General features: G+C 56.6%; 26 protein-coding genes. 4 read left to right on the forward strand and 22 right to left on the reverse strand.

Features of this window, described 5'->3' with window-relative positions:
- A partial coding sequence (locus ACRZ9U_RS20035) for an alcohol dehydrogenase catalytic domain-containing protein (RefSeq protein WP_480902821.1) occupies positions 1 to 965 on the reverse strand: 965 nt, incomplete at its 3' end.
- A 130-nt stretch (positions 966 to 1,095) separates the two neighbouring features.
- On the opposite strand from ACRZ9U_RS20035, the gene ACRZ9U_RS20040 reads away from it, so the two are divergent.
- Entirely contained in the window at positions 1,096 to 1,983 is an 888-nt protein-coding gene (locus ACRZ9U_RS20040) for a MurR/RpiR family transcriptional regulator (protein WP_170402159.1), read from the forward strand.
- A 28-nt stretch (positions 1,984 to 2,011) separates the two neighbouring features.
- On the opposite strand, the gene ACRZ9U_RS20045 is transcribed toward ACRZ9U_RS20040, so the two are convergent.
- Together ACRZ9U_RS20045 and ACRZ9U_RS20050 are read right to left on the reverse strand one after the other, a co-directional pair.
- On the reverse strand, positions 2,012 to 2,752 hold the full coding sequence (locus ACRZ9U_RS20045; RefSeq protein ID WP_170402156.1) for an SDR family oxidoreductase: 741 nt from the start codon (positions 2,750 to 2,752) through the stop codon (positions 2,012 to 2,014).
- A gap of 37 nt (positions 2,753 to 2,789) precedes the next feature.
- Positions 2,790 to 3,785 (reverse strand): quinone oxidoreductase family protein, encoded by a 996-nt coding sequence (locus ACRZ9U_RS20050; RefSeq protein ID WP_480902824.1) that lies wholly within the window; start codon positions 3,783 to 3,785, stop codon positions 2,790 to 2,792.
- Between the two features lie 91 nt (positions 3,786 to 3,876).
- Between ACRZ9U_RS20050 and ACRZ9U_RS20055 the strand changes: the two genes are divergently transcribed.
- Positions 3,877 to 4,713 carry a LysR family transcriptional regulator gene (locus tag ACRZ9U_RS20055; RefSeq protein ID WP_170402149.1) on the forward strand — a complete coding sequence of 279 codons (837 nt, stop codon included), beginning with the start codon at positions 3,877 to 3,879 and terminating at the stop codon, positions 4,711 to 4,713.
- 3 nt (positions 4,714 to 4,716) lie between these two features.
- Here ACRZ9U_RS20055 and ACRZ9U_RS20060 read toward each other — a convergent pair whose 3' ends face one another.
- The 15 genes from ACRZ9U_RS20060 to ACRZ9U_RS20130 form a co-directional block, all read right to left on the reverse strand.
- Positions 4,717 to 5,409 carry an SDR family NAD(P)-dependent oxidoreductase gene (locus tag ACRZ9U_RS20060; RefSeq protein WP_480902827.1) on the reverse strand — a complete coding sequence of 231 codons (693 nt, stop codon included), beginning with the start codon at positions 5,407 to 5,409 and terminating at the stop codon, positions 4,717 to 4,719.
- A gap of 111 nt (positions 5,410 to 5,520) precedes the next feature.
- Positions 5,521 to 6,027: a nuclear transport factor 2 family protein gene (locus ACRZ9U_RS20065; RefSeq protein ID WP_480902830.1), complete on the reverse strand. Its 507-nt coding sequence runs from the start codon at positions 6,025 to 6,027 to the stop codon at positions 5,521 to 5,523.
- A gap of 53 nt (positions 6,028 to 6,080) precedes the next feature.
- Positions 6,081 to 6,575, reverse strand: coding sequence for a nuclear transport factor 2 family protein (locus ACRZ9U_RS20070; protein ID WP_480439098.1), 495 nt, complete (start codon positions 6,573 to 6,575; stop codon positions 6,081 to 6,083).
- 58 nt (positions 6,576 to 6,633) lie between these two features.
- Positions 6,634 to 7,587 carry an alpha/beta hydrolase gene (locus ACRZ9U_RS20075; RefSeq protein WP_170402139.1) on the reverse strand — a complete coding sequence of 318 codons (954 nt, stop codon included), beginning with the start codon at positions 7,585 to 7,587 and terminating at the stop codon, positions 6,634 to 6,636.
- A gap of 113 nt (positions 7,588 to 7,700) precedes the next feature.
- Positions 7,701 to 8,588 carry a helix-turn-helix domain-containing protein gene (locus tag ACRZ9U_RS20080; RefSeq protein ID WP_170402136.1) on the reverse strand — a complete coding sequence of 296 codons (888 nt, stop codon included), beginning with the start codon at positions 8,586 to 8,588 and terminating at the stop codon, positions 7,701 to 7,703.
- Positions 8,589 to 8,743: 155 nt separating this feature from the next.
- Positions 8,744 to 9,160 (reverse strand): universal stress protein, encoded by a 417-nt coding sequence (locus ACRZ9U_RS20085; protein ID WP_170402133.1) that lies wholly within the window; start codon positions 9,158 to 9,160, stop codon positions 8,744 to 8,746.
- A 209-nt stretch (positions 9,161 to 9,369) separates the two neighbouring features.
- The gene (locus ACRZ9U_RS20090) at positions 9,370 to 10,548 is read right to left on the reverse strand and encodes a UxaA family hydrolase (protein WP_170392544.1); all 1,179 of its coding nucleotides are present in this window, start codon (positions 10,546 to 10,548) and stop codon (positions 9,370 to 9,372) included.
- 12 nt (positions 10,549 to 10,560) lie between these two features.
- Positions 10,561 to 10,866 (reverse strand): UxaA family hydrolase, encoded by a 306-nt coding sequence (locus ACRZ9U_RS20095; RefSeq protein WP_170392543.1) that lies wholly within the window; start codon positions 10,864 to 10,866, stop codon positions 10,561 to 10,563.
- 18 nt (positions 10,867 to 10,884) lie between these two features.
- On the reverse strand, positions 10,885 to 11,847 hold the full coding sequence (locus tag ACRZ9U_RS20100; RefSeq protein WP_170402130.1) for an alcohol dehydrogenase catalytic domain-containing protein: 963 nt from the start codon (positions 11,845 to 11,847) through the stop codon (positions 10,885 to 10,887).
- Positions 11,844 to 12,581, reverse strand: coding sequence for an SDR family oxidoreductase (locus ACRZ9U_RS20105; protein WP_170402129.1), 738 nt, complete (start codon positions 12,579 to 12,581; stop codon positions 11,844 to 11,846). The genes ACRZ9U_RS20100 and ACRZ9U_RS20105 overlap by 4 nt, the downstream gene beginning before the upstream one ends.
- A gap of 8 nt (positions 12,582 to 12,589) precedes the next feature.
- Positions 12,590 to 13,897, reverse strand: a complete 1,308-nt coding sequence (gene hisD, locus ACRZ9U_RS20110) for a histidinol dehydrogenase (RefSeq protein ID WP_170402126.1) — start codon at positions 13,895 to 13,897, stop codon at positions 12,590 to 12,592.
- A gap of 36 nt (positions 13,898 to 13,933) precedes the next feature.
- The gene (locus ACRZ9U_RS20115; RefSeq protein WP_170402124.1) at positions 13,934 to 15,265 is read right to left on the reverse strand and encodes a TRAP transporter large permease; all 1,332 of its coding nucleotides are present in this window, start codon (positions 15,263 to 15,265) and stop codon (positions 13,934 to 13,936) included.
- 15 nt (positions 15,266 to 15,280) lie between these two features.
- Positions 15,281 to 15,796, reverse strand: coding sequence for a TRAP transporter small permease (locus ACRZ9U_RS20120; protein ID WP_170392538.1), 516 nt, complete (start codon positions 15,794 to 15,796; stop codon positions 15,281 to 15,283).
- A 102-nt stretch (positions 15,797 to 15,898) separates the two neighbouring features.
- The gene (locus ACRZ9U_RS20125) at positions 15,899 to 17,044 is read right to left on the reverse strand and encodes a TRAP transporter substrate-binding protein (RefSeq protein ID WP_170402121.1); all 1,146 of its coding nucleotides are present in this window, start codon (positions 17,042 to 17,044) and stop codon (positions 15,899 to 15,901) included.
- Between the two features lie 31 nt (positions 17,045 to 17,075).
- The gene (locus ACRZ9U_RS20130; RefSeq protein WP_170392536.1) at positions 17,076 to 17,267 is read right to left on the reverse strand and encodes a hypothetical protein; all 192 of its coding nucleotides are present in this window, start codon (positions 17,265 to 17,267) and stop codon (positions 17,076 to 17,078) included.
- A 171-nt stretch (positions 17,268 to 17,438) separates the two neighbouring features.
- Here ACRZ9U_RS20130 and ACRZ9U_RS20135 point away from each other — a divergent pair, with 171 nt between their 5' ends.
- Positions 17,439 to 18,476: a LacI family DNA-binding transcriptional regulator gene (locus tag ACRZ9U_RS20135; RefSeq protein ID WP_170402118.1), complete on the forward strand. Its 1,038-nt coding sequence runs from the start codon at positions 17,439 to 17,441 to the stop codon at positions 18,474 to 18,476.
- Between the two features lie 286 nt (positions 18,477 to 18,762).
- On the opposite strand, the gene ACRZ9U_RS20140 is transcribed toward ACRZ9U_RS20135, so the two are convergent.
- From ACRZ9U_RS20140 to ACRZ9U_RS20155, 4 genes are all read right to left on the reverse strand, one after another.
- Positions 18,763 to 19,542, reverse strand: a complete 780-nt coding sequence (locus ACRZ9U_RS20140; protein WP_170402115.1) for an IclR family transcriptional regulator — start codon at positions 19,540 to 19,542, stop codon at positions 18,763 to 18,765.
- A gap of 11 nt (positions 19,543 to 19,553) precedes the next feature.
- On the reverse strand, positions 19,554 to 20,912 hold the full coding sequence (locus ACRZ9U_RS20145; RefSeq protein ID WP_170402112.1) for a TRAP transporter large permease: 1,359 nt from the start codon (positions 20,910 to 20,912) through the stop codon (positions 19,554 to 19,556).
- Positions 20,912 to 21,577, reverse strand: coding sequence for a TRAP transporter small permease (locus ACRZ9U_RS20150; RefSeq protein ID WP_170392533.1), 666 nt, complete (start codon positions 21,575 to 21,577; stop codon positions 20,912 to 20,914). Before ACRZ9U_RS20150 ends, ACRZ9U_RS20145 begins: the two co-directional genes overlap by 1 nt.
- Positions 21,578 to 21,643: 66 nt before the next feature.
- Entirely contained in the window at positions 21,644 to 22,882 is a 1,239-nt protein-coding gene (locus ACRZ9U_RS20155) for a TRAP transporter substrate-binding protein (protein WP_170402109.1), read from the reverse strand.
- Positions 22,883 to 22,991: 109 nt separating this feature from the next.
- Between ACRZ9U_RS20155 and ACRZ9U_RS20160 the strand changes: the two genes are divergently transcribed.
- Complete coding sequence (locus tag ACRZ9U_RS20160; protein ID WP_170402106.1) at positions 22,992 to 24,587, forward strand: GMC family oxidoreductase N-terminal domain-containing protein; 1,596 nt, start codon at positions 22,992 to 22,994, stop codon at positions 24,585 to 24,587.
- The last annotated feature ends 200 nt before the right edge of the window (positions 24,588 to 24,787 follow it).

Below are 24,787 nucleotides of genomic sequence, written 5' to 3' on the forward strand. Positions count from 1 at the left end.
ATATAACGTACAAGATTTTGCATTACTTCGGGGTTGATGACGGTCGGGCCTGTAAAGGTCAGATCGCGCAAGTAGAACGTCCGCAAATCGAACTCGACCATAGGGCCCGCGATGGCGCCCGAGCAGGTATAGCGTCCGCCGCGTTCAAGAATGCTGATAAGCTGCGGCCAGTATGACCCGCCCACCACGTCGGCAACGACCGTGATCTTTTCGTCTCCCAACGATTTGCGCAAATCATCGGGGGCGCGGGACAGGATGACATCTGGACCCAACAGAGCCACGTTGTCGTGCTTAGCCTCCGACGCCATCGCGATGACCCGCGCATTTCGGCGCTTGGCCAGTTGAACCAGAGCGCCACCGACGCCGCCAGATGCGCCCGGAACAAGAACAGTGTCAGCCGCGGTGACTTTGGCGCGGGTCAGCATGCCTTCGGCGGTTGAGTAGGAACAGGAGAAGGTTGCCAGCTCAGCATCCGAAAGTGTTGATTGGATGGCTATCGCATTGACAGCCGGGATCGTTGTGTATTCGGCAAAGCCGCCATCTCGCTCTGATCCGAAGTAGCCGGTTTTGTCCTTGTTCACCGGATCGGTCGGATCGCGCAACCAGCAATCGGTTATCACACGCTCGCCCAAGCGGTTTGGATCCACGCCGTCTCCAACTCCAACGATCTGCCCACAGACATCCGCCCCTTGAATGCGCGGAAAGGCCAGTGGCGCTCCGCCCCAGGTTGGATCATCAGTGCCGACCTCTTCAAACGCGCCACCGGTGGTCGCATCGCTGACTGTTTTAGAATACCAGCCGGACCTAGTGTTTACGTCGGTATTGTTCAGGCCACAGGCACCAACCTTGATCAGAACTTCGCCCGGTTTGGGAGTGGGGCAGGTCCAGTTTTCGTGCCAGACCATCTTATCCAGATCACCGTGCCCCATGGTGACCATCGCCTTCATTGTCTCGGATTGGGCCATGCGGCAAACTCCGTCGATGCATTTACGGTGACCTCAATCAAACGCGGGAGTGAGCTGAAATACATCGGTCCGGCCCCCTGAGTCGATTTGGTCTCGACACCGTATGCAAACAAAAATACCATCGTCAATCATGAATGGGACAGATGTATCAATTTTAGTTTTGGAACGGCTGGCGGAGGAACTGACGCAGTTGACACCCGAGGCACGCAAGGCTGCGACCTATGTGCTTGAGAACCCGCGCGACGTGGGCGTATCGACTGTACGCGAAATTGCTGAAGCCGCCAATGTGAAACCCAATACCATTGTCCGAATGGCGCGGCAGGTGGGGTTCGAAGGCTACGAAGATTTCCGGGTTCCCTTCCGCGAGGCGATCCGGCGCGGGCAGGCCGATTTCCCGGAGCGCGCGCGTTGGCTGCAGGATATTCGTAAGTCCGGCAATATGGGCGGGCTTTATGCGGATATGGTTCAGGACGCCCTGCGCAATGTCGAGGAGACGTTTGCCAATATCTCGTCCGAACAGCTGAAAGCCGCCGCTGAAGATATCTGGAATTCGCGTAACGTGTTCGTGCTGGGCGTTGGTGTGAACAATTCGAATGCGCGAAACTTTGTTTATCTGGCCTCGACGGGCATGGTGCAGTTCCATGCTATCCCGCGCGCCGGATCAAATCCGATTGACGATCTGGCATGGGCGGACAAACGCGATGTGCTAATTGCGATGACCTGCAAACCTTATCGGAATGAAGTGGTCGAGGCGGTGCAAGTTGCCCGAGAGCAGGGCATGACGGTGGTCGGTCTTTCTGACAGCCCAGCCAGCCCTGTTCTGCGCAATGCACAACACGGGTTCGTCATCTCGGCGGATACGCCGCAATTCTTCCCGTCATCAGTAAGTACTATCGCATTGCTCGAAACGCTTTTGTCCTTCGTCATTGCAGTGGCCAGCGACGAGATTGTCGAAAGAGTGGCGACCTTTCACAAGCGTCGCCATCAGCTAGGCCTATATCACGCGGAAGAGCCCTGATTGGATCAGGCCAATCCGCATTGGCCATTCAGCCACGCACCAGGTGACCACCATCCACATCCAGCACAGCGCCCGTGAGATAGCCATTTGTCATTGCCATTATCACAGCTTGGGCGATGTCCTCGGCCTCACCAATGCGTCCGACGGGCAGGCTGTTACCAACCTGAGCGAACATGGCCTCGCGAGCCTCATTGGACATTGCCGCGTAAGCCTCGGTCGCAACCATTCCAGGGCTGATGCAGTTCACGCGCGCACGGCCTGATAACTCTAGTGCCAACCCCTTGGACAGGGCTTCGACCGCCGCGTTCACGGCCCCAAGACCCGTTGCACCGGCAGAGGGTCGGCGGCTGAGGACGCCAGAAAAGAAGGTGATGGAGCCGCCTTCAGTCAAGACAGGCAAGACTTCACGCGCCGCCACATAGGGCCCGATAAATTTAGCCTCGAACATCGCGCGCAGGTCAGTGGTTGGCAATTCGGCGAAGGCCCCACGCGCTACGCTTGAGGCAGAGATGACCAGATGATCTACTTTTTCAAGGCCGCTGGCCCAGGACTTCATGCCAGTTTCGTTTGTGGTATCGACCGGTGCGATCTGAACTCCGCCTCCGATGTCTGCCGCTGCTGCCTCCAGCTTGGCGAGACTCCGGCTGGCGATGGTAACTTTCGCACCTAGCGCCACCGCCAGCTTTGCGGTGACCTTACCCATGCCGCTGCTGCCGCCAATGATAACAACGTGTTTGCCGATGAGGGCCGTTTCGAAAACCGAGTTCATTGCTTTGGTTCCTTGCTTGTCGTGTCTGTTGGATGAGTCAATCGATGCTGAGCACCAACTTGCCGGTGGTTTCGCCCGCCTCTAGGCGGCGATGCGCTTCCGTGGCCTTGGCGATTGGGTATGTGGTGATCTGAGGACGCAGAATGCCAGTTACCAACAGCTTGAATACCTTGGTCATGTCCGCGCCGAATGCAGTTGGTCGGTTGGAAAAATACGTGTAAATATCGCTGACCCGCACTGAGACAGATTTCTGGAAGTGTTTCGCCAGATCCTCGGCAAAATCGCCAACTGGCGGCCCGGCAAGGAATCCGAAGAGCACAGCCGTTCCAAGGGGAGCCAGCGCATCAAGGTCTGATTTCAAGGAGTCACCGGAAACCGGATTCAACGTCAGATCAACACCGCGGCCACTTGTGATCTCTGACACCAGCGTTGCCACGTCCTGAGTACGATAGTCGATGACAAAATCTGCTCCTTGCGCCTGGGCGTATCCGACCTTTTCAGTGCTGACCGAAGCGATCACAGTCATGCCCAGATGCTTGGCGATGTGTAGGGCCATCGTGCCCACTCCGCCTGCAGCCGCATGCACCAGTACGGATCTTCCGGCCGCCGCACCGCCCAGATTGACCAGCATGTGATAGGCCGTCATTGCGTTGACAGGGATTGCTGCTGCGGTTTCAAAGGCGATGGTATCGGCAATTTTGGTTACATAAGGTGCACTTATTACGGAATGCGTACCGTAGCCGCCCGCACCAATCGGGCCCATCCATGCGACGCGATCACCCACGGCGAAACCAACGGCATCTTTGCCCGTCGCTTCGACGATTCCGGCACCTTCAACGCCGGGTACATGGGGCAGGTCTGGCATCATGCCCTCTGGCATTTCGCCACGGCGAATAATCGTATCGATAAAATTCACCGCCCCGGCATGATTACGGATCAGGATTTCTCTGGCACCGGGCTGTGCGACAGCTTGGCCAACACTTCGCAGAACTTCGGGCCCGCCAGTTTGGGTGATTTCTATCGCGTACGGCATGATGCATCTCCTTTTGTTTCGCAGAAGATAGCGATGACGCCATTTCGTGATAATAGTTGAATTTAGAAGGAATTATCTCATAGATAGAATTATGATCTTCAACGACCTTGGCCTGTTTACTGTTGTCGCCCACCACCTCAGCTTTTCCAAAGCTGCAGATCGTCTGGGTATTCCGCTTAGCAGGATTAGCCGCAGGATTGCCAAGTTAGAGGATCATCTGGGCGCTAAGTTATTCGAGCGCACGACAAGGCAGGTGCGCCTGACCGAAGAGGGGCGCCGTCTTCTGGATCGTTGTCAGGATCCGATTGAAGCGCTTCAGCGTGTTGCGGGTTTTACCGATGACACGCGGCACCACACGATCCGCATTACGGCCCCACCCTTGGCAGCTCGTACAACGATAGGGCCAAAGCTGGTGGATTTCGCGGAACAAAATCCTCAGGTCCAGCTTGAACTGACGACGACTAACATCATGCTGGATTTTTTCGCGGACAATATCGACCTCGCCTTTCGGGTCGGTCCGCTTGCGGACTCCGGTCTTGTTGCCAAGCGGTTATGGTCAGTTCCATATTGTTTTTGCGCAGGGCAGGGCTTCATTCGAGAGCACGGGCTTTCGGGTCCTTTAATGCGACCGAAGTTCCAGACTCTTCCTGCGCTGATGGCGGGTCAACCTTGGGTACTGGAAACGGGAGAGACGGTGAATCCAGCCCACATAGCCCATAATATTGGCGACCTTGATGTCATAGCACAGGCCGCTCGTCGTAATCTGGGGATAGCTATGTTGCCGAAGGATATGGTGGAGGGCGATCTGCGACGACTGGAAGTTGAGAATACTGTCCCGCTGACTCGAGACATGTATGTGGTTTATCCCAGCCGTCGCCTGTTGCCCGAGCGTGTCAGGAAACTGATCGATTTCATGGCACCGGGATAAATCCTACCAATCAATTTGCACCCCATCCCGAAAGAAACCACCTGTTGGACCGTCCACGGGCAGTGTTGCAGCCCACACGACGCCCTTGGCCCCTTCGGGAACCGGGCGACCACCCCCGCCCATGTCAGTGGCGACCCAGCCGGGGCACACTGCGTTAACAAGGATGCCTTCGGGCTTCAAATCAGCCGCAGTCTTGATGGTCAGTGCATTGAGCGCTGTTTTCGAGATGCCATATCCGGGAGTGCTGGATGACATGCCTGTCAGCGCTCCTGAGCCGGAAGACACGTTTACAATCCGGGCATCATGACCATTTTGAAGCAAAGGAACGGCCGAAATGGTTGTTGCCCAGACTCCGAAGAAGTTGGTCTCAAAAGCACGGCGCACGCGCACAAGGTCGGCGCTGAGCGCGTGCTGATCCGTGTCGTAGTCAACGCCTGCATTGTTTATCAGTATGTTGAGATATCCGTATTCGGAGTTGATCTTATCAAAGGCAGCGTTGACCGAGCACTGATCGGACACGTCCAGTTGCAAGGCCTTAGCTCCATGCCCAATCTCTTCGGCTGTGGCTTGTCCCTTTTGCGGGTCGCGCGATGCTACCAAAACAAATAATCCATGATCGCGGGCCAGTTGTAGGGCGACTTCTTTGCCGATGCCTCGATTGGCTCCGGTCACAAGTGCGATACGTTGTTCGGTCATGAGGTTTCCTTTGAATTTTCGCCAGTTAACCGAAAGCAAAGCCTAATAGTGAGATTGCCAACATCGCTCTGGCAAGGCAACCGGCGCGCAACGATGCGGCGTTAACTGATGTCAGTTGGCCCCGGCCCCGCGTTCACCAGCGAGGGCGACGAGACCACGGTCGCCGGTTTCCCAAAGAGCGGTCATCGTCATCGTTGTCACAACCCAGCGTTCACCTGTTTTTTCCAACGCATAGTCATAGCGGCCGCCCAATACCCATAGGCCATCGTCAAGAAGGTGGGTGGCGGTGAAATCAGCCTGCGCTGTCGCGGCGGTTTCTGAAACTGAGGTGATTGCGTGGTTGGTCACCATGTGATGCGTGCTGTCGAACCCGGGCAGGAAGGCGGCCCAGCCCGCAACAAGTTCGTCAGCGGGTTGGGTTGCCGGGTCTCCACCCCAAAGGCTGGTGTAGTCAATGGTGACGTGATCGGCGAACGCATCCCTTACACGGGTCCAATCATGCCGGTCTGCGCCTGCAGCGATATCCGTTAGGGTGCGGGTGATGTCGGTTTGATCGGCCAATGCAGGGCCTCCAATCATTGTTATGGCGGTGAGCATGGCGATGAGGGATCGTTTCATATCCGGGTCCTTTTTCAGAGTTGGACAAAGCAACGTACGTTGCTGCGCCTGCTTCATTCATTAGCCAAGCGTTCAGGCACGGGCGCTAAGGTGTATTGCGACCAAAAAAACGTATTCGCCGCATCCTGATCGGCACTGAGATTGGTGGCCTCGACGATCTTGCCGTTCTCTATCCGGTAAACCAGAGCCCAGATGGTATCGACATTCGGCTTACCTTCGGCGTTGGACCAGCCTCGGTGAATATCTACAACATGGGTTTCATCCGCGCCAAAGTAGATCGGGTCAGCCTGAAACCCAGCTGCGCCCAACTGGGCGAAGAAGGCCAAAACTTCATCCCGACCGTTTTTGGTGCCGCTCAGCGGATGGCGGCCGGGAATGTGCCATTGTACGTCCTCGTCCATGACAGCGGCGATTCCATCAAGGTCGTTCGAGCCGTAAGCCGCAAAAAAGTTCTGAACCACTTTCATATTGTCTTCGGGGGTATCGGCCATTGCGTTGCCTCCCATAACGGTCGCGACCGCGAGTGCTAGTTGAAGTTTTCGGGTCATAGGGGTCTCCAAGGGAATGAGGCGTCGGATAGCGAGGCCCGACGCCTGATCAGCAGGATCAATTATCCAATCCGGCGCGGAAGTGGTCGGCAACGGCGTCGGCCGCCCGTGTCACGTCCTCGGGGTTGTCGTAGAAATCGAACTGCGTGACATCCTCGAGCCACTGCGCAGTCGCGTCACCGGCAAATCCGGCAAGGAAGGTCTGCACGCCCTGCGGGATCGCTGCGCTTTCAGAGTGAACAATGGTCAGCGGTTTATCCAGACGCTGTGGGTTGTCGGCGGGATGGTAGGTCAGCCAGCCTTCCCAGCCTGCATTGTTCCATTTGTCATCATATTCCGGGATCGCTCCACGGTCAGCCTCATAGTAGTAACCACCGATCGGCATCAGCACGCCTTCGGCACCTTCTGGACCCGCGGCAGGAATGATCTGGCCCCCGGCGGCTACGGCAGCCCGAGAGACTTGAAGCAAGCCGGCAACACCTTCTGCGCCGCCGTAGACGGCCTCAACAATTTCGGCGTTCTGCAGCCAGGGAGCAACCAAACCAAGTCGCTGAACCAGCGGGTTGCCCGAGACGGCATCGACCATATAACCCGCTGAGGCGCAGATACCCAGCCCATTGATGTGCTCGGCGTCCACTTCTGGCAGGGTCGCTATGAATTCGATCGCTGCCTTGATGTCCGAGGTCTTGGCTTCGGGGCTTTCGACAAAGCGCGCTTGGTTCGGCAGATCGCCGGATTTGCCCCAGCCCCGGAAATCGAAGGTGAAGGCGGCAAATCCGCGTTCGGCCATTTCCCGGGCATAGTTCGCCGGCATCTGTTCTTGTACTGAGGTCCAGGCCCCTGTGACCACGACCGTTGGCAATGGTGCATCGCCGCGTTCTTCGGGTAGGTACAGTGTGCCGGATAGGGTGGCACCTTCATTCTCAAAGGTGACAATGCGGGTTTCGACCTGTGCGACGGCAGCTGTCGAGGCCATTAAAGCCGCAGCGGTATTCAGAGCGAGGGTTTTCATCGCGATATCTCCCAAAGTCTGTCTGGATGGGCGCAAGCCCGATGACGAAAGAGATACGTTGCCGGAGGTTCACTTGATTGCACCGGACTGCTGTGTTTTTGAATGATCCTGCATCAAGCCATGTTGGCCGCGCGATAAGCCTTGGGGGTTTGTCCCACCACCTGTTTAAAGCTGCGCGTGAAATGAGCCTGATCGGAAAAGCCACATTCCAAAGCGATATCACCCAGAGGACGCTGCTGGTCCTGCATCATCTTCATCGCCTGTTCAATTCGGTAGGCCATGACATATTGCATCGGGGTCGTGCCCAACGTCTCTTTGAACATGCGTGCGAAGTGCGAAGGGCTCATTCCCGCCTCGGTCGCGAGCTGCTCAACGGTTATGGTCTGATCCAGCCGGTTCTGTACAAAGGCCAAAACGCGCTGGTAATGCCGGGATGTGAAGCGGGATGACAGCTGAACATCTTCGATCCGGCGTTTTCCATATTTCTGGAGCAGTTTCACTAGGAATACGCGGCTCATGGCTTCGAACATCACGACCGAAGACATGTCGGTCGATTCCAATGCGTCACGCAGTATAACGCCAGCCGTGCACAGATCAGGGTCCGAGAACTGCGGCAAATCCCGAAATTGCTGCGGGTCAAGCAGCATGCCCAGCTCGGACTGAGCAAAGCGTTCAACCTTAGCCGGGTCCAGTGTGATAACGATGACATCAGACGTCGCGTACCACCGCCAACCCGATCGCATACCAGCCGGAGTGACGATGATTTCATCCTTGTGAAACATGAAATCCCGCAACTCACCATCCCTCCAGTTCTGAACTCTGTGCGGAATGGTCTGGAGATTGAGAAGCACGTGATGCTCTTTGAAAACATCCTCGGGCATCTGATCCGGCTCAGCCCGGAAATACCGAACGGACATCAACCCTGCAGCCGAAGGCCGCTCGATCGCATCGCTGTTTAGTAAAGGTTCCGAGGGGTAAATGTCCGCATATCTCGAAGGCAATCGTCGGCTCCCATAGTGTACCTGGGCAATTCTCGCTGGCGTCGATCGTACACGGTTGAAAACATCCAACAGGGGTGCGAACCCATGGAGTGGTGCCGTGGCCACCTGCTTCTCGCAGCGCAGCTGTAGCGTTCGGGTCGACGCTTAGAGAATTTTCAAGATTGCGGTCGCTGAATCAAGACGGAACACGATGCCCGACGAGAAACACGTGCTGCCGTTGATCCGAGAAAATAGTCCATTGCCGATGGGTGATGCGCTCCGACAACAATCAAATCAGCGCCGATTTCCCGTGCGAACTCGGTAATGCGCAGCCCTGGCTTTCCCGTTTCTACCTGGCAGTTTATATCGGTCGCTTCTCCGGCGATCGACTTTAGGGTTCCCATGATTTTGTTGGTCAGATGGTTCTCGGATTTCACTGTCACGAATTCCGCCGTAAAACCCGGGATCTGTTCCAGAACTGTAAGTAGTGTGATCTTTCCGTCAGCTGCCAAAAGCTTGCGGGCAGTGGTGATTTTCTCAGCAACCAACTCTTCATGATCAATGGCAACGGGGATCAATATGGATTTATACATGTAAAGCACTCCCAGTGAGTTTCGGCGATGTCAACGAGCAGGGCTTGGTGCATCATAACTTGATAAGTACTTTCAGAATTAAAAGGTTCTGATCTGTTGCCCAGGACCCCGCCCTGCCTTAGTGGCCAAACACCTCGAGCCGCGCCCATTCTGGACCTCGGTTCAAGAGAAAGACGGCCACCGCATATGCGATGGCCGCCTTGAGGTTACTATGCGCTGCGATACAGTTTTGTCATCGAGAATTCCCGATGTCCCAGCGCCTCTGCCGCGGTGTTACGGCCGTTTGCTGTCCTGCGGATCATATCGATCAGAGCATCACCAGCCTGATCGATGGTTTGTTCGCGCCGCAAGATGCCTGAAACATCAACATCCACATGCTCGCCCATGGTGCGCACTGTACGCGGGTTCGCGGTGATCTTGATGACCGGAACGATCGGGTTGCCCACCACGTTGCCCTGACCTGTCGGGAAGGTATGGATCACAGCACCGCCCGCCGCCATCAGCGTCACACATTCCGCCGCAGCTGATGAACTGTCCATGAAGTAAAGGCCTTTGCCCGAGTTAGGTTGCTCGGCAGGTTCCAGAATGTCGATATATTGCGAAGTCCGGCCGATCTTTTCGAGGTTGCCAAGCGCCTTTTCCTCAATGGTGGTCAGGCCACCTTCGATGTTGCCCTTGGTTGGCTGACTGTCGCTGAGGTCATCGGTCTGATGGGCAAAGATTACATCGTCCTGATAGGCTTTCCACATCTTGTACCAGCGTTCGCCCACCTCTTCATTGATGGCCCGCTTCTGACAGATGTGTTCCGCCCCGGTGATTTCCGAGGTTTCACCGAAGAATCCGGTGATCCCTTCGGGTAGTAACTTATCGTACATGTTGCCAACGGTTGGGCAGGACCCCAGACCCGTTGTCGTGTCGCTTTCACCGCATTTGGTCGAAATCCAAAGCTCGTTGATCGAGCATTCCTCGCGCTGGACCTCGGTGGCCTTGTGGACAAAATCCTTGGCGGCCCATGAAGCGCGCCGGATGGTCTCGAAGTCACCGTTCTGTTCGATTGAGAACTCTGCCACGTCCTTGCCGGTCTCGCGGATGCCGTCGGCAATGCGTTTGGTCCAACCCGGCTCGATGCCGATCACCACCACCGAGTGGACATTCGGGTTGGCCCCTGTGCCAATCATGGTGCGGAAATGCAGCTCGAGGTCCTCGCCGAACTGAAGGCGGCCATAAGCATGTGGGATTGCCAGCGTGCCCTTGACGTTGTTGGCGACCGCCTCGCAGGCGGCGTTGGAAATGTCATCGACGGGCAGGATCAGCACGTGGTTGCGCACACCAACCCGGCCGTTTTCGCGCCGGTAGCCCATGACAGTCATGTTTGAATATTTGCTCATGGTATTAACCCCTTACCAGCGCTTGGTCTTGCAGTTTTGCGTGTGGACATGCCCGCCGCGTGGGATGTCAGCGATGATCTTGCCGATATCCTCACCATACTTGATCGCCGTATCGCCGTTCTTGAGGTCCGTGAGCGCAATCTTGTGGCCAATCGGAACATCCGCACCTGCGGTCAGGCGAAAGGTCGAGTTGTCATGTGTAATACAGCACAGCATGTCGGTGCCTGCAGTCAGGCCTTCGACGACCACGACACCGACATTGTCTTCCTCTTCATGCACCAAAAGGTGCGGTATTTCATTTGGGGCTGGATTTGACATGAAGGTCTCCGGTTTTTGCTATGGTTTAAGGATGGTTTTCGGCGCAAGCGTCTTGCCAGCGCGAATGTCTGTAAAGGCCGAGGCCCCGTCGGACAGGTCGCGGGTTTCAACCCAGTCAAGCGTCCCGAGGCGGCCCTTGAACATGGCATTGCATGTGTCGCGGAAGTCCTGTGCGGTATAGGTGTAGGTGCCGATTAGCGTGATTTCCTGCAGCGTGATGCGTCGGATATCCAATCCACCTTCGGAACTGCCTAGGCCGATGTGCAAAATCACCCCGCCCGGGCTGACGAGCGCCGAGGCAACCGCACGGGTAGACGCAAACCCCACTGCGTCGATCACCAATGGAATGTCCTGTTCCGGTGTGTCCACAACGGCGATTCCACAGGTGTCGCGAAGATAGGTCGCACGGGCTGCATTGGGTTCGGATAAGGTCACCTGCTCGACCCCCATCGCAGTGAGCGCGAGAGCTGCCGCTAGCCCGATTGCCCCGCCGCCAATCACATGGGCACGCCGTTCGTCTGCCGGGTGCAGGGCCGCAAGCCCCAGCCGCACCGCATGCCAGCTGACCGCAATCGGTTCGGCGAGTGCGGCCTGCTCCAGCGTGATATGCGAGGGCACTTCAATCAAATTGCGCTCTGGGATAGCGACATATTCCGCAAAAGCGCCTTCGCGCGGCGGCATTGAGATGATCTGTCGCGAGGGGCAAAGGTTCTCACGTCCGGACCGGCTGGCCGCGCTGTTGGGGTCGTTTACCAGCGGATTGATGGTTACGCGGCGACCATCAGCAGTCACTCCGGCCCCTTCATGGCCGAGGATCAGCGGTGCCGGGCGGCGGTCATCATGGCCCAGATAGGCGTGCATGTCGGACCCGCAAATGCCGACGCTATCGATACGGACGAGAACCTCATCGGGGCCGGGCTCCGGGTCCGCGAAATTGCGGTATTCCAGTGTTTCTACATCGGTGTAGACTAACGCTCTCATTTCGCTGTAAACCCCCCATCAACCATCAAAACTTGCCCGGTCACGTAGGCACAGGCATCAGAGCAAAAGAACAGCAACGGGCCGTCGAGGTCTTTGGGCTCACCGTTGCGACCGATACAGGTCTGCGCAGCATTACGGTTCGCGCGTTCAGGATCATTGAACACTGCAGCCGTCAGCTCGGTTCGAAAGAACCCAGGGCCAATCGCGTTTACGCATATTCCGCTTGATGACCAGGCCTCGGCCATTGCTCGGGTCAGCTGTGCCACGCCGCCCTTAGACGCCCCATAGCTAAGCCCACCTGGAAAAGCTCGGCTGGACTGGAGCGATGCGAAATTTACGATCCGTCCCCAGCCTTTGGCCTTCATATCGGGCACTAGGTGCTGCGACAGAAAGAAGGGAACGGCAAGGTTCAACCCGATTGTTATGTCCCATCCTTCTGGTGACACCAAATCCGCAGGCTCGCGCGTGTTGATCCCGGCGGCATGCACCAGAATATCCGGTGCCCCAAACGGCTGCGACGCGGCAACGGCCAGCTCTGCCAACCGATCGCGATCCGAAAGATCCCATGGCAGCGCATGAACCTGATCCAGCTCGGCCAACGCTTCTGCACGTCGCGCCACGCCCACGACCTTAGCGCCAGCATGCGACAGTACCTCTGCCGCTCTGCGACCAAGGCCGGAGCTGGCCCCGGTCACAAGAGCGGTATGTCCAGTGAGATCAGGATGATAGGTCACGGGTTGGGTCAGTCTTCGGCTGTCAGGTCAAAGTTTTCATCGGGGAAGAACTTGGCCAGTCGAATATCCGCGGTACGCGCGTGCCCCTCCATACCTTCAAGGCGTGAGATACGGGCCGTCGCCTGCGCAATCGGCTTCATCGCATCAGCGGTCGAGCGCTGCCAGGTCACGATCTTCATGTATTTATGGACGCTGAGGCCACCGGTGTAAGTGGCCGCCCGGCTCGTGGGCAGCACGTGATTGGTGCCCGAGGCTTTGTCGCCAAAGGCAACCGTGGTCTCTTCGCCCAAGAAAAGCGACCCATAGCACGTCAGCCGATCCAGCCACCAATCAAGATCATCGGCCATGACTGTCAGGTGTTCCGGGGCGTATTGATCCGATGTCGCCGCCATTTCTTCGCGATCCGCGCACAGGATGACCTCGGCATAATCGCGCCACGCAGCCGTAGCGTTTTCGCGGTTCACTTCGGGCAGGTCCTCGATCAGCACTGGCACCAAGCGCATAACCTCTTCGGCGAGGTCGCGATTGTCTGTCACCAGCCAAACCGGTGAGTTGTATCCGTGCTCGGCCTGCCCAACGAGGTCAGTTGCAACAACCATCGGATCAGCAGTGACATCCGCAAGGACCAGACTGTCCGTCGGGCCCGCGATCATGTCGATGCCGACACGCCCGAACAGGATACGCTTTGCTTCGGCCACAAACTGATTGCCGGGCCCCACAAGGATGTTAGCCTTGGGAAGCCCGAACAACCCGAAGGTCATCGCCGCAACCCCCTGCACGCCGCCCATGGCCATGATCTTGTCGGCGCCACAGATGTGCGCGGCGTAGACGATCGCAGGCGCGATACCGACATCGGGGCGCGGCGGTGAGCACGCGACAATGTGCTTACATCCCGCTACTTTTGCCGTGGTGACCGTCATGATCGCGCTGGCGATATGGCTGTAGCGCCCGCCTGGGACGTAGCAACCGGCTGCATCCACCGGGATCATCTTCTGGCCAGCGGTCAGGCCCGGCACAACCTCGACCGCGATGTCGGTCATGGATTCCTTTTGCGCCTCGGCAAAGCGTTTGACGTTGCTGTGACTGAACTCGATGTCGCGCTTCAGCTTTTCTGGCACGGCATCCATCGCGGCCTGGATTTCGGCATCGCTTAGAATGACGTTACCTTCGTATTTGTCGAATTTGCCAGCGTACTCTAGCGCCTTGGCATCACCGCCTGCTTCAATATCAGTCAGGATTCCCTGCACAATTTCACTGACATCCGACGCTCCGCTGCGCGCGGTCAGCGTGGCTTTCTTCAGGTATTCACGGGTCATGTATCGAGTCCTTTTCCTACCGCGTCTTTCGGCGGCTTATCGATAGACATCAGGCAACAGCGAGGTAGAGAACGCCGGGATATAGGCGATCATCAACGTCACGATCAGCATGAAGAAAACAAACGGGATGGCGCGGTAGGCGATCTTGAGGATCGACTCGCCCGTAATCCCCGACACCACGAACAAGTTCAGCCCCAAGGGTGGAGTAATAAACCCGACCCCCAGCGCGGTGATCATCATGATGCAGAACTGAATCTGGTTCATCTCAATCTCTTGCGCCAACGGGTAGAGGATCGGTGCCAGGATCACGATGTTGGGCGTCGTTTCCATAACGCAGCCCGCAATGATTAGGATAAGGACCATCATGGCGATCAGTACGAATTCGTTACTGCTGACTGAGGTCAAAGCTCCGACAAATCCTTGCGGCACTCCAATGATCGCCAGAGCTTCGGCCAGAGGGATCGAGAAGGCGATGATCGGAAGGATCACACCGTTGACCTTGGCCGAACTGACCAGCATGGCCGGGAAGTCGGACAATTTCAGTGTGCCTAGGATAAACCCGATGACGATGGTCACGACGACCGCCACGGCACCTGCCTCGGTCGGGGTCAGTTTCCCCGAGAAGATGCCGTAGAAAATGATGCCGGGGACAAGGAAAGCGTACCAGCCGGACTTGACCGTCTTCCACAGGTTCGCGCGCCATTCAGCTGCGGTCATCATGCCGCCACCTTCCCAAAGGTTCAGCCGGTTCATCACGACGTTGGTGATCAGGATGGCCGTCAGGATCAAAAGTCCGGGGATCAGCGCAGCAAGGAACAAGGTCGAGACCGCTATGCCCAGCACGAGGCCGATGATGATATAGGCGATAGAGGGCGGGATGAGGATGCCGGTGCAGGCTCCTGCTGCGACCAAAGCACAGGCGTAGGGGCGGGGATAACCGCTCTCGACCAGCCGGTCGATAGTCATGCGCCCTACCGCTGCCGCACCTGCTGCGTCCGACCCGGAGATCGCCGCGAACATGCCGCAGACCAGGACGGTGGCCGAACCGAAGCCACCCTTGGCCCAGCAGGTCAGGGCTTCGGCGACGTCCAGAAACTTTCGACTGAGCCCGGTTCGGACAAGCACGTCTCCGGTCAGGATAAACAACGGCACAGCTGTCAGCGCGAAGGCATCGATGCCCGAGAACAGCTTTTCGCCGACAAGGCTCAGCGGCAATGCGCCGGACATGATCAGCATTGTGATCGATGCTGCGCCGATCGCTGCCCAGACCGGAACGGCGAGCGCGACAAGAGCGACGAAGAGAATGACGGAGGCGTAGAAATCCCACCCAAGTTCAAGCGTTTGACCGCCGAGTTGTTGCCACATCATGGCTCAGGCCCTCCCTTAATCAAACAGCTTGTCGCCTTCGTAGACGGGACGGCCCGTTCGAAGGTCGGCAATGTCGCGGAGGAAGGACTGCACCAGCCGAAAGATGACCAGCGCGAAGCCAAACGGCACCGCCATGAGGAAAAAGACCTGGCTGATCCGCAGGCCGTGTGTGACAGACCCGAATTTCCAGGACACGTGGACTGTCTCCCACGACCAATAGATCGCGACGAGTGCCACGATGAACATCACGATGTCGCCGAAGATGTAGAGCAGCGTTTTGACCGTGCGCGGGACGTAGTGCATCAGAACATCAATGCGGATATGCCCGCGTTCCTTTACCGCAGCGGCGGCACCGATCCATGCGAGATAGATGAACGCATACCGGACGATTTCTTCGCCCCAGATGGACGAGTAGGCAAAGACCTCGCGCCGGACCACTTCGATAAACATCGTGCCGACGAGCATGACGTAGAAGACTAAAAGCAGCCAACGTTCGGCATTTTTATCAATCGCTCGAAAGAGCTGAGACATAGCATCCTCACTACCGTCACGCGGCGGCGACGTGTTCTAGTGGGTTTTTAATGGGCAAACATCGGATGAGCCGACGCTGGACGCGCCGGCCCGAAGACGCGATCAGGCGTCGTGCACGTAGTATTTCGCACGCGTGTCTGCGGCTTCTTCCAGCTTGGCGAACGCATCCATCGATCCGGCCAGCTCGGTCTTGAAGCTGTCCCATTCGCTGCGCTGATAGCCACCGACCTCTTTCCATTCGCCCAACTGATCTTCGCTGAGCGAGTGGAACTCGACGCCGTTCGCGATCAATTGAGACATGGCGTAGGCCCGTGCCGAAGGCACTTTGGACAGGTTCTGCTGCTGGGTGACTTCGCCCGCAAATTCGATACCTTCTTTGACGTCCATCGGCAGGCTGTCGAACCATTCAAGGTTGATCGAATAGACCTGACTGTCCGGCACCGCCTGAGTGAAGGTCACATGGCTGAGGATCTCACCAAAGCCAAAGACATGCAGCGCGCCCACCGAGGGATCAAGCGCATCTGCGACGCCTTGCCGGATCGCTGACGGAGTCTCACCCCACGCAACAGGCGTCGGGTTCGCACCCACCATGCCATAATACTGCTGCAGCATTTTTGATCCGGGTACGCGGAATTTGACACCGGACATATCGCCGGGGGTGATAATTGCGTTGCCTCCCTGGCGAACAGCGACGACGCGCGGATCGATCACGATATACATCAGCGCTTTAAAGCCGGATGCCGCGATCTTGGGGTCTACTTCCGCCTTCCAAGCTTCAGAGGAAGTTAGGTTCGTGAACCGCTGGTTGGACCCGCAGAAATATGGAAGGTTGATCAGGTCGACGACGCTTGCGAAGGGCGCGAAATTTGACAACGAGTGTTGCGCGGCTTGAATGGTCCCCCCCTGAACCGCCTGCGCCAACGCACCACCTGCACCAAGCTGACCACCGGGCGCCAGTTTCACATAGACCTTGCCATTCGTCATGTTCTGGATGTTTTCTTTCAGGTCCAGCTGCATGATCGGATAGCTGCGAGACGCGCCCAGAACATAGGCCGTTGCCAACGTCATCTTGAATTCAGCCGCGTTTTCGCGATCGCGTTCCTCGGCGGCGGTCTGTGCTGCCGCTTCGCTGGACCACAATGTCCCAGCCGCGCCGGCGACCATAGCTGCCGTGAACGAGCCGGTGCCCGCGAGTTTCAAAAAATTCCGACGCTCGGCCGAAGCCAGCTCCTGTTTAGTCTTGTCCATGTGTTCTCCTCCCGTTGGACTTTTTTCGGATTTATTCCTTTGATTTTTTCTCCGAAATTTCTTTTGCTTCGCTCCGCAGAATGCCGATCGAAAAGGCGATGGCCGCGGCAAACAAGATCAACATTTCCCAGATATTGTTGACCAAGGGCGCATTCGACACTGCTCCGATCACTACGTTCGCTACAAACGCGAGCAGCAATATTCCAGCTATCAAGTATGGCATGCGTCCTCCCCAACCCATCCAATGCCTCGCACTGAGTCGCCCGCAATGTAAGCGCTTACATTTTGTTATGCAAGCGCTTACATTGCACATGTGTTGTAGGTTCCCGACAAATCGTGCTTTTGATAGAATTCGTCTTGAGCTAGTTGCCCATCCAAAATGACAAGAAAAACCATGCCTCAAAGCGGTCACGAAAACACAGTCCCAACCCTTGCAGATGTTGCCCGACATGCGAACGTGTCCACCGCAACTGTCTCGCGGTGCCTGAACTCGCCAGAGCGGGTAGGGCAAAGCACAAGGGAACGAGTTCTGGCAGCCGTACGAGAACTTGGGTACGCGCCAAATTTCGGAGCCCAAGCCCTTGCAGCAAGGCAGACAAATACCATCGCCGCCGTGATACCGACTATGGAGAACGCTGTTTTTGCACGCGGATTACAGGCGTTTCAGGAAGAGCTGGTGAGGCATGGTAAAACGCTTCTGGTTGCTTCGTCCGCCTATGATTCAGAGCTGGAAGAACAACAGGTGCGTGCGTTGGTAGCGCGGGGTGCAGATGGGTTGCTGCTGATTGGGTACGATCGCGAACCGGAAATCTATGCGTTTCTGAAAAAGCAGCGTGTACCAACTTTGATCGCCTGGTCATTTGATCCTGACCAATCCCCGCCGGCCATCGGCTTTGACAATCGGGCTGCGATGTTTGCCCTTGCCCGGCAGGTCATTGGATATGGGCATCGGCATATCGCGTGTATCTCTGCACCAACCGCTTCGAATGATCGGGCAAGGGAACGCGTTCAAGGCATTCGGGATGCCAAACAAGAGGCCGGTCAAGACCCGAATACAATGTTTCTTGTCGAGACCGCTTACGGCGTTGAAACTGGTGAAGTTGCTTTGCGCGAGGTCATGACAGCCGCACCAGAAACCACTGCCGTGATGTGCGTCAATGACGTTTTGGCGGTCGGAGCCTTACGTGCGGCTCGGGAAATGGGGCTTGAGGTGCCCAGGGACCTCTCAATTACCGGTTTTGACGATATCGAAATTGCAATGCTCGCCGAACCCGCTCTTACAACGGTCCATGTCCCGCATCGCGAGATGGGTCGTCGCGCTGCAGGGATGCTGATCCAGATACTCCGTGATGCGCACAGCGGTCAAAGTGTTGAGTTGCCGACAGAAATAAGACTACGTCAATCACTCGGTCCTGCTCGCACTATTGAGTGATCCCGACCTTGAGGGCTATCTCTGGAAATCTACCCGCTCGAATCTACCAACGATGTACGACTCGGATTCGGCATGCACGGCCAATCCAACTTGAACTACTGGTGTGAGTATTTCTTAGATTCAGAGTTTATGGCTAGCAGACTAAGAAAGCTGTGAGAGTGATTGCTGTGAGGAAGGCCTTTGTGTGCGGCTCATCCGTTGCGATGCAGAATGCCCCGAACCGGACGATACCTGCCGTGGCAGTCGAGCAAAAATTATTATGTCGCGGCTGTCTTTCAGGTTCTGGTCACGTGGTTAACAGAGCCGAAAGTTCATTTGCTCCCTTTTTCAGGATACCCAGAAACGACATCAGGCTGTTGACGTTGTGACGTTGTGTCGGTGCATGAACCGAAAGTGTGCCCACCAATCGGCCTTGCCCATCTTGAACGGGTACTGCTAGGGCTGCCATTCCACTCATGAACTCTTCATCATCAGTGGAATAACCGTTCTCAGCGATATGTTGGATTTCCGTGCGCAATGACTGCGGGTCGGTCAGTGAACTTTCAGTCTGTGGCTGCAGATTTCCTGCTGAAAGAAACCCATCCAGTGTTTTCTGCCGGAGCGTGGACAAGTACATCTTACCGCTGGCGGTGCAATGAAAGGGAACCTGTGTCCCGACCGGTAATTGAATGCGCAAAGGCCACTTCGTCTCGACCCGGTCAAGATAGATCATGCCCTCTCGGTCGGGGATGGCGAGATTGCAGGTCTCACCAACCTGTTCGGCGACACTGCGTAAGATCGCCAAACGCGCTGTGCGCAGATGCTCGGACGACATGGTGTTGACTGAAAGCAACCGCAGACGGTGCCCGGGACCGTATGAGCGGCCATCCAGATCGCGCTGCAGGAAACCTTCGGCCTCTGCTGTTTGCAACAAACGGTGGATTGTTGGTTTCGCCAGACCGAGTGCCTCGATCAGGTCCGATGGTTTGACGGCTACCCCGCGTCGCGCCACCTCCTCAAGGATGAGGAGAAGGCGCAAGTTAGTTGGGATCTGAGTTTCTTTGTCTTGTGTTTCCGTCTCGGCCATCCCGGAACAGTCTAGTTATTCGGCAGCAGGATCAAGGCCAGATCGGGCACAAGCGACACCAAAATCCAAACCGACAGCAGAGACACCAGATAAGGCACCGTATACCTCAGCAGTCTGAAGTAGGGTACTCCGGTCACGCCCGAGGCTACGTAAAGGTTCAGCCCATACGGCGGGGTAATGAATCCGATCGACGCCCCAACAAGGAAGATCACCGAGAAATGGATCGGATCAATCCCGACCGAGGCTGCAATCGGCGCCAGGATCGGGGCCAGGATAATCGTGACAGGCAGGCTTTCCAGTACCATGCCCGAGAAGAAAACGATCACCATCGAAGTAAACAGAACCGCATGGTAGCCACCCATCGAGGTTACGAAATCCCCAATGGTTTGCTGAGCGCCAAGCAAAGACAGGATCTGCTGCATCACCACAGAAATTGCGATCAGCGGTGCGAGGATGCCTGTGATCTGGGCCGAACGGATCACGATCGAGGGGATCTCGGGGATCGTGAAACCTTCGACGACAAACATCTCGGCATAGCTTTTTTCGGTGGGTGAGATGTCGTTCCGCGCGCCCATGATCCGATTGATCGGATAGCTGACCAACCCTGCAATAACGCAGAAGCCGACCGTCACTCCGGCTGCCTCAGTTGGTGAGAATTTGCCTGTGTATATACCCCACAGCACCAGCCCGATGGCAAAGAATCCAAGCCAGGCACCGAATGCAGTTTTCAGCACCCGGTTCAGTTGCAGCGGAATCAGATGTCCCCAGCCGTTCATGCGGCAAATGATCCAGCAGGCGAACTGCATGCCAAAGACCATCAGCGCGCCCGGAAGGATACCCGCCACGAATAGCTCGGAAATCGGCAGGTTCATCAGGAAGCCATAGACGATGAAGATGATCGAGGGAGGAATGATGATCCCCACCGTACCGCCTGCCGCCGCCGTGGCCGCGCTGAACCGTTCGTCATAACCCCCTTTGACCATCTCGGGGTGCAGCATCGAGCCAATGGTGGCTGTCGTTGCCGAGTTCGACCCCGAGATCGCAGCAAACAGCCCACAAGCGCCGAGTGACGCCATCGCTAATCCACCGCGTATCCAGCCCAGACAGGCATAGGCGAAATCGCTGAGCCGCCGCGCGATGCCCGATTTATTGATCAGGTCGCCGGTCAGGATGAAAAGCGGCATCGCCAGCAAGGCGAAACCCTTGTTGAACACGTTCAGAAGTTCAGCACCCATGTTGTCCAGCGTCAGGCCAAGAACAAACGAACAGCCGATGACCCAATAGCCGATTACCAGCAAAACCGGCACGCCCAGCATGAACAGAAAGGTGACCGCAAGAGAGATCAGTGTGACCATAGTTCCGTCTGTCATCAGTCTGCTCCGATCACGGCCTGCTTGATCAGCGGCTCGCCTGTTTTCCAGTTGTTCAGATCATCGGCAAGGTTCTGGAACACGCGCCCGACCATCAGAAAGAACGACAGCGGTGCGGCCAAAAGGAACCACCACTGCATGATATTGTCTGTGCCCAGAACGATCTGAAAGTTTGATGCCGACAATGCCACCAGCCGTGTTGTGGTCACGATGACGATCACCGCAAAGATGAACCACAATATCGCGTCGAGTATCAGGCAAGCCAATTGCCCAGCCCTCGGCATTGCAGTGCGGAATTCGCTGAAGCTCAAATGTGTGCGCAGGCGGACGTTATACGACGCCCCAAACCACGCCATGACCATGAACAGCAGCGGGGGGATGGTGGTCGACCAGGGTTCCTGATCGTTGAACACAAACCGGTCGATCACGCCCCAGAAGATGATTAATGCGATCGCAAGGTAGGAATACACCATCACCGACCGTTCCAGATGACGTTCAACAAAGGGCACCGCCCGATAGATCAACATGATCACGATTCCGCCAATCGCCGAGACAATCGCGCCCAACACCCAGGCGGCGTCGGATTCCAGTGCGGATTGAATCTCGAACGAATCCTGGCTGAGAAAGGCGCTGAAAATCGCGCCGATGTCTGCCCAAAACGACATGAACCCCGTCCTCCCAGTCGGTATAAAGTTGAACCGGCCCGCTCAGGGCCGGTTCGTAACAGTCTATCAGGCTTCGCCTTTCCACCAACGGCGCGGTTCGACATTTTCCGGCAGGGTGTCGGCCGGAATCTCGCGCGCGATGTCGTAGATTTCCTGATAGGTATCAATGCCGCCTGCCCATTTATTCAGACGTTCGCGCCACTGGGCCCAAGGCTCTGGGTTGTAGTTCGGAGCGCACATCTCTTCGGCCAGCTTGATCTGATCGTCAGCCAGGAATGCCGGGCGCACGCCATTTTCGGCGAAGATAGTGTCCGGCAATTGCGGCTCCGAGAAGCCTACCGTATTCAGCAATGCGGCTTCATTCGCACCCTGGATCAACGCTTGAGTGAAGTAGGAAGACTCCATAACTGCGTCCTGCAATTCTCCACTCAGACCGTCAAAGACCTCGGCCGACATGGACGTATGTTCAGTGCCGCAGAAAAATTTCAGATTGACCGACTGCGAAACCACCGGCGCCATGTTGGCGTAAGCCACGGCCGAGGCCCAGGTTTCCGCCCCATCGATCAGACCTGTCTTAAGCGCATCCAGTGTCTCTTCCCAAGCCACCGGGACTGGGTTCAGATTCAGCAATTGCATTGCAATCCGGCCCAACTGCGTACCCGTCACGCGGTTCTTGGTACCAAACAACTCTTCCAGTTTGGTGACGGTCGGCTTGTCGGCAAAGGTCGAACCCATTTGCAGGCCGCGTAGCTCACAATGGGTAAACAGGAACTTCAACCCGTGCCGTTTTTCCAGCGGATCACGCAGGATGCGCTGGCTCGCCGGGCTATAGAAGAAGTGATACTGCGCCGCGCGGCTGGGGAACATATAGGCATAGTCCAGCACGTTCAGATAAGGTGCGCCTCCGGCCGAGTTTTGAGTTGAGGCGGCATAAATATCGACGATCCCCTGTTGGGTCTTTTCGACACAGCTCAGCTGGCCGCAGATCTGGTTGTCGCCGATGAATTCGATGCGAATCTCGCCGTCCGTGCGTTCTTCCAGGTCGCGCGCGAACTCGATTGCGCCGGCGCGCTCAATCAACAGGTTGCGGGTGTTGAAACCCGACGCGCCGAATTTCAGCGTGTGCTTCGGCTCTTTCGAAAAGCGCTTCTCATAGGTGGATTCGGCGGCCTGCGCCAGATTCGCCAGACTCATCGCGCCGCCGAACCCGCCTGCCGCCAGCAGTGTCGAACTCATGCCGTAACGCCCGGCCACGCGGAAGAAATCTCGCCGTGAAATACCACTTAGTTTCCGTCCGATCTCCATTGCTTACCTCCCTGATCGCAATTATTGAGACGTTTTGTATCAAAAAAGGCTAGTATAATTCTTGCATCTTGCATAGAGTTTTTTTCAGCGAGTTTGGAAGGAGGCGGTCATGGAGGTGGATTATGCAGTTGTTGGCGCAGGATCGTCGGGCTGTGTCATTGCCAATCGGTTGAGCGCAGACCCCAACACAACTGTTGCGCTGCTCGAAGCAGGTGGCCGCGATACCAACCCGTGGATTCACATCCCCGTCGGCTATTTCAAAACGATGCATAACCCCTCGGTTGACTGGTGCTATCGCACTGAGCCCGACCCCGGCCTTAACGGTCGATCCATCGACTGGCCGCGGGGCAAGGTACTGGGTGGCTCATCTTCGCTGAACGGGTTGCTCTATGTGCGTGGCCAGAAGGAAGATTACGACCGCTGGCGGCAAATGGGCAACGAGGGTTGGGGCTGGGACGATGTGCTACCCCTGTTCAAACGCTGTGAGGATCAAGAACGCGGCGAGGATGAATATCATGGCGTCGATGGCCCCTTGTCAGTGTCCAACATGCGCATTCAGCGCCCGATCTGCGATGCCTGGGTCGCAGCAGCACAGGCCGCCGGTTACCCGTTCAACCCAGATTATAACGGGGCCGAGCAAGAAGGCGTGGGTTACTTCCAACTGACCACGCGCAATGGGCGCCGCTGTAGCGCCGCCGTCGCCTATCTCAAGCCCATTCGCGGTCGTCAGAACCTCAACATCATCACCAAAGCGCTTGTGTCGCGTGTGGTTCTGGATGGGAAAAAAGTAACCGGGCTGGTCTACCGGGATCGTTCTGGTAACGAGCAGACACTGACTGTTCGGCGCGAGGTCATCCTGTCCGGCGGGGCGATCAACTCTCCCCAAATCCTGATGTTGTCAGGGATCGGAGAGCCGGATCATCTAAAGGAAAATGGTATCAAACCGCTGCACGCCCTGCCGGGTGTTGGCAAAGGTCTTCAGGATCACTTGCAGGCGCGGCTGGTGTTCAAATGCAATGAGCCCACACTGAATGACGAAGTTCGCAGCCTGTTCAATCAGGCGCGAATCGCGCTGAAATATGCACTATTTCGTGCGGGTCCGATGACAATGGCCGCCAGCCTTGCGACTGGTTTCATGAAAACCCGGCCCGATGTTGAGACGCCCGACATTCAGTTCCACGTGCAACCCTGGTCCGCCGACAGCCCAGGCGAAGGTGTGCATCCGTTTTCGGCCTTCACGATGTCGGTCTGCCAACTGCGTCCGGAAAGTCGGGGAGAGCTGCGCCTGAACGGACCGGACCCATCCGAACATGTCAAGATCATCCCGAACTATCTGTCTACTGAAACGGACTGCCGAACCATTGTCGACGGCGTGAACATCGCGCGCGGGATTGCCAAACAAAACCCTCTGGCCTCGAAGATATCAGAAGAGTTTCGACCAACGGCAGAGCTGAGCTGCGAAGATTATGAAGGCACTCTGGATTGGGCCAGATCGAACAGCGTGTCGATCTACCACCCAACCGGCACCTGCGCGATGGGGAACGCCGAGACGTCTGTTGTCGACGCAAGACTAAAGGTACACGGTATTTCGAACCTGCGGGTGGCTGATTGTTCGATCATGCCGGAAATCGTCAGCGGCAACACCAACGCACCAGCGATCATGATTGGCGAAAAGGCAAGCGACCTGATAAAGGCGGATGCTTGAGAAATCTGCCATCGTATCTGATCGCCTGATCCCTACAGTATCAATAGATCAGTGCGTCAATCGCATCAAAAACGATCTGGCGCTGTGCCGGTGGTTGGAATCTGCATGCGCTTTGCCACCGCTTTGTCTTGTGACTAAACGAAGTCTGGTAACCGAACCTCGGATGATATTGCGTTAGCCAATAGTCCTAACTGCAATTC

The sequence above is a fragment of the Ruegeria sp. D7 genome (genome assembly GCF_056534355.1).

Excerpts from the sequence above, each read along its gene's own strand:
- ACRZ9U_RS20040 (WP_170402159.1), top strand. The coding sequence starts at position 1,096 with ATGAATGGGACAGATGTATCAATTTTAGTTTTGGAACGGCTGGCGGAG.
- ACRZ9U_RS20045 (WP_170402156.1), bottom strand. The coding sequence starts at position 2,752 with ATGAACTCGGTTTTCGAAACGGCCCTCATCGGCAAACACGTTGTTATC.
- ACRZ9U_RS20050 (WP_480902824.1), bottom strand. The coding sequence starts at position 3,785 with ATGCCGTACGCGATAGAAATCACCCAAACTGGCGGGCCCGAAGTTCTG.
- ACRZ9U_RS20055 (WP_170402149.1), top strand. The coding sequence starts at position 3,877 with ATGATCTTCAACGACCTTGGCCTGTTTACTGTTGTCGCCCACCACCTC.
- ACRZ9U_RS20060 (WP_480902827.1), bottom strand. The coding sequence starts at position 5,409 with ATGACCGAACAACGTATCGCACTTGTGACCGGAGCCAATCGAGGCATC.
- ACRZ9U_RS20065 (WP_480902830.1), bottom strand. The coding sequence starts at position 6,027 with ATGAAACGATCCCTCATCGCCATGCTCACCGCCATAACAATGATTGGA.
- ACRZ9U_RS20070 (WP_480439098.1), bottom strand. The coding sequence starts at position 6,575 with ATGACCCGAAAACTTCAACTAGCACTCGCGGTCGCGACCGTTATGGGA.
- ACRZ9U_RS20075 (WP_170402139.1), bottom strand. The coding sequence starts at position 7,587 with ATGAAAACCCTCGCTCTGAATACCGCTGCGGCTTTAATGGCCTCGACA.
- ACRZ9U_RS20085 (WP_170402133.1), bottom strand. The coding sequence starts at position 9,160 with ATGTATAAATCCATATTGATCCCCGTTGCCATTGATCATGAAGAGTTG.
- ACRZ9U_RS20090 (WP_170392544.1), bottom strand. The coding sequence starts at position 10,548 with ATGAGCAAATATTCAAACATGACTGTCATGGGCTACCGGCGCGAAAAC.
- ACRZ9U_RS20095 (WP_170392543.1), bottom strand. The coding sequence starts at position 10,866 with ATGTCAAATCCAGCCCCAAATGAAATACCGCACCTTTTGGTGCATGAA.
- ACRZ9U_RS20100 (WP_170402130.1), bottom strand. The coding sequence starts at position 11,847 with ATGAGAGCGTTAGTCTACACCGATGTAGAAACACTGGAATACCGCAAT.
- hisD (WP_170402126.1), bottom strand. The coding sequence starts at position 13,897 with ATGACCCGTGAATACCTGAAGAAAGCCACGCTGACCGCGCGCAGCGGA.
- ACRZ9U_RS20115 (WP_170402124.1), bottom strand. The coding sequence starts at position 15,265 with ATGATGTGGCAACAACTCGGCGGTCAAACGCTTGAACTTGGGTGGGAT.
- ACRZ9U_RS20120 (WP_170392538.1), bottom strand. The coding sequence starts at position 15,796 with ATGTCTCAGCTCTTTCGAGCGATTGATAAAAATGCCGAACGTTGGCTG.
- ACRZ9U_RS20125 (WP_170402121.1), bottom strand. The coding sequence starts at position 17,044 with ATGGACAAGACTAAACAGGAGCTGGCTTCGGCCGAGCGTCGGAATTTT.
- ACRZ9U_RS20130 (WP_170392536.1), bottom strand. The coding sequence starts at position 17,267 with ATGCCATACTTGATAGCTGGAATATTGCTGCTCGCGTTTGTAGCGAAC.
- ACRZ9U_RS20135 (WP_170402118.1), top strand. The coding sequence starts at position 17,439 with ATGCCTCAAAGCGGTCACGAAAACACAGTCCCAACCCTTGCAGATGTT.
- ACRZ9U_RS20140 (WP_170402115.1), bottom strand. The coding sequence starts at position 19,542 with ATGGCCGAGACGGAAACACAAGACAAAGAAACTCAGATCCCAACTAAC.
- ACRZ9U_RS20145 (WP_170402112.1), bottom strand. The coding sequence starts at position 20,912 with ATGACAGACGGAACTATGGTCACACTGATCTCTCTTGCGGTCACCTTT.
- ACRZ9U_RS20150 (WP_170392533.1), bottom strand. The coding sequence starts at position 21,577 with ATGTCGTTTTGGGCAGACATCGGCGCGATTTTCAGCGCCTTTCTCAGC.
- ACRZ9U_RS20155 (WP_170402109.1), bottom strand. The coding sequence starts at position 22,882 with ATGGAGATCGGACGGAAACTAAGTGGTATTTCACGGCGAGATTTCTTC.
- ACRZ9U_RS20160 (WP_170402106.1), top strand. The coding sequence starts at position 22,992 with ATGGAGGTGGATTATGCAGTTGTTGGCGCAGGATCGTCGGGCTGTGTC.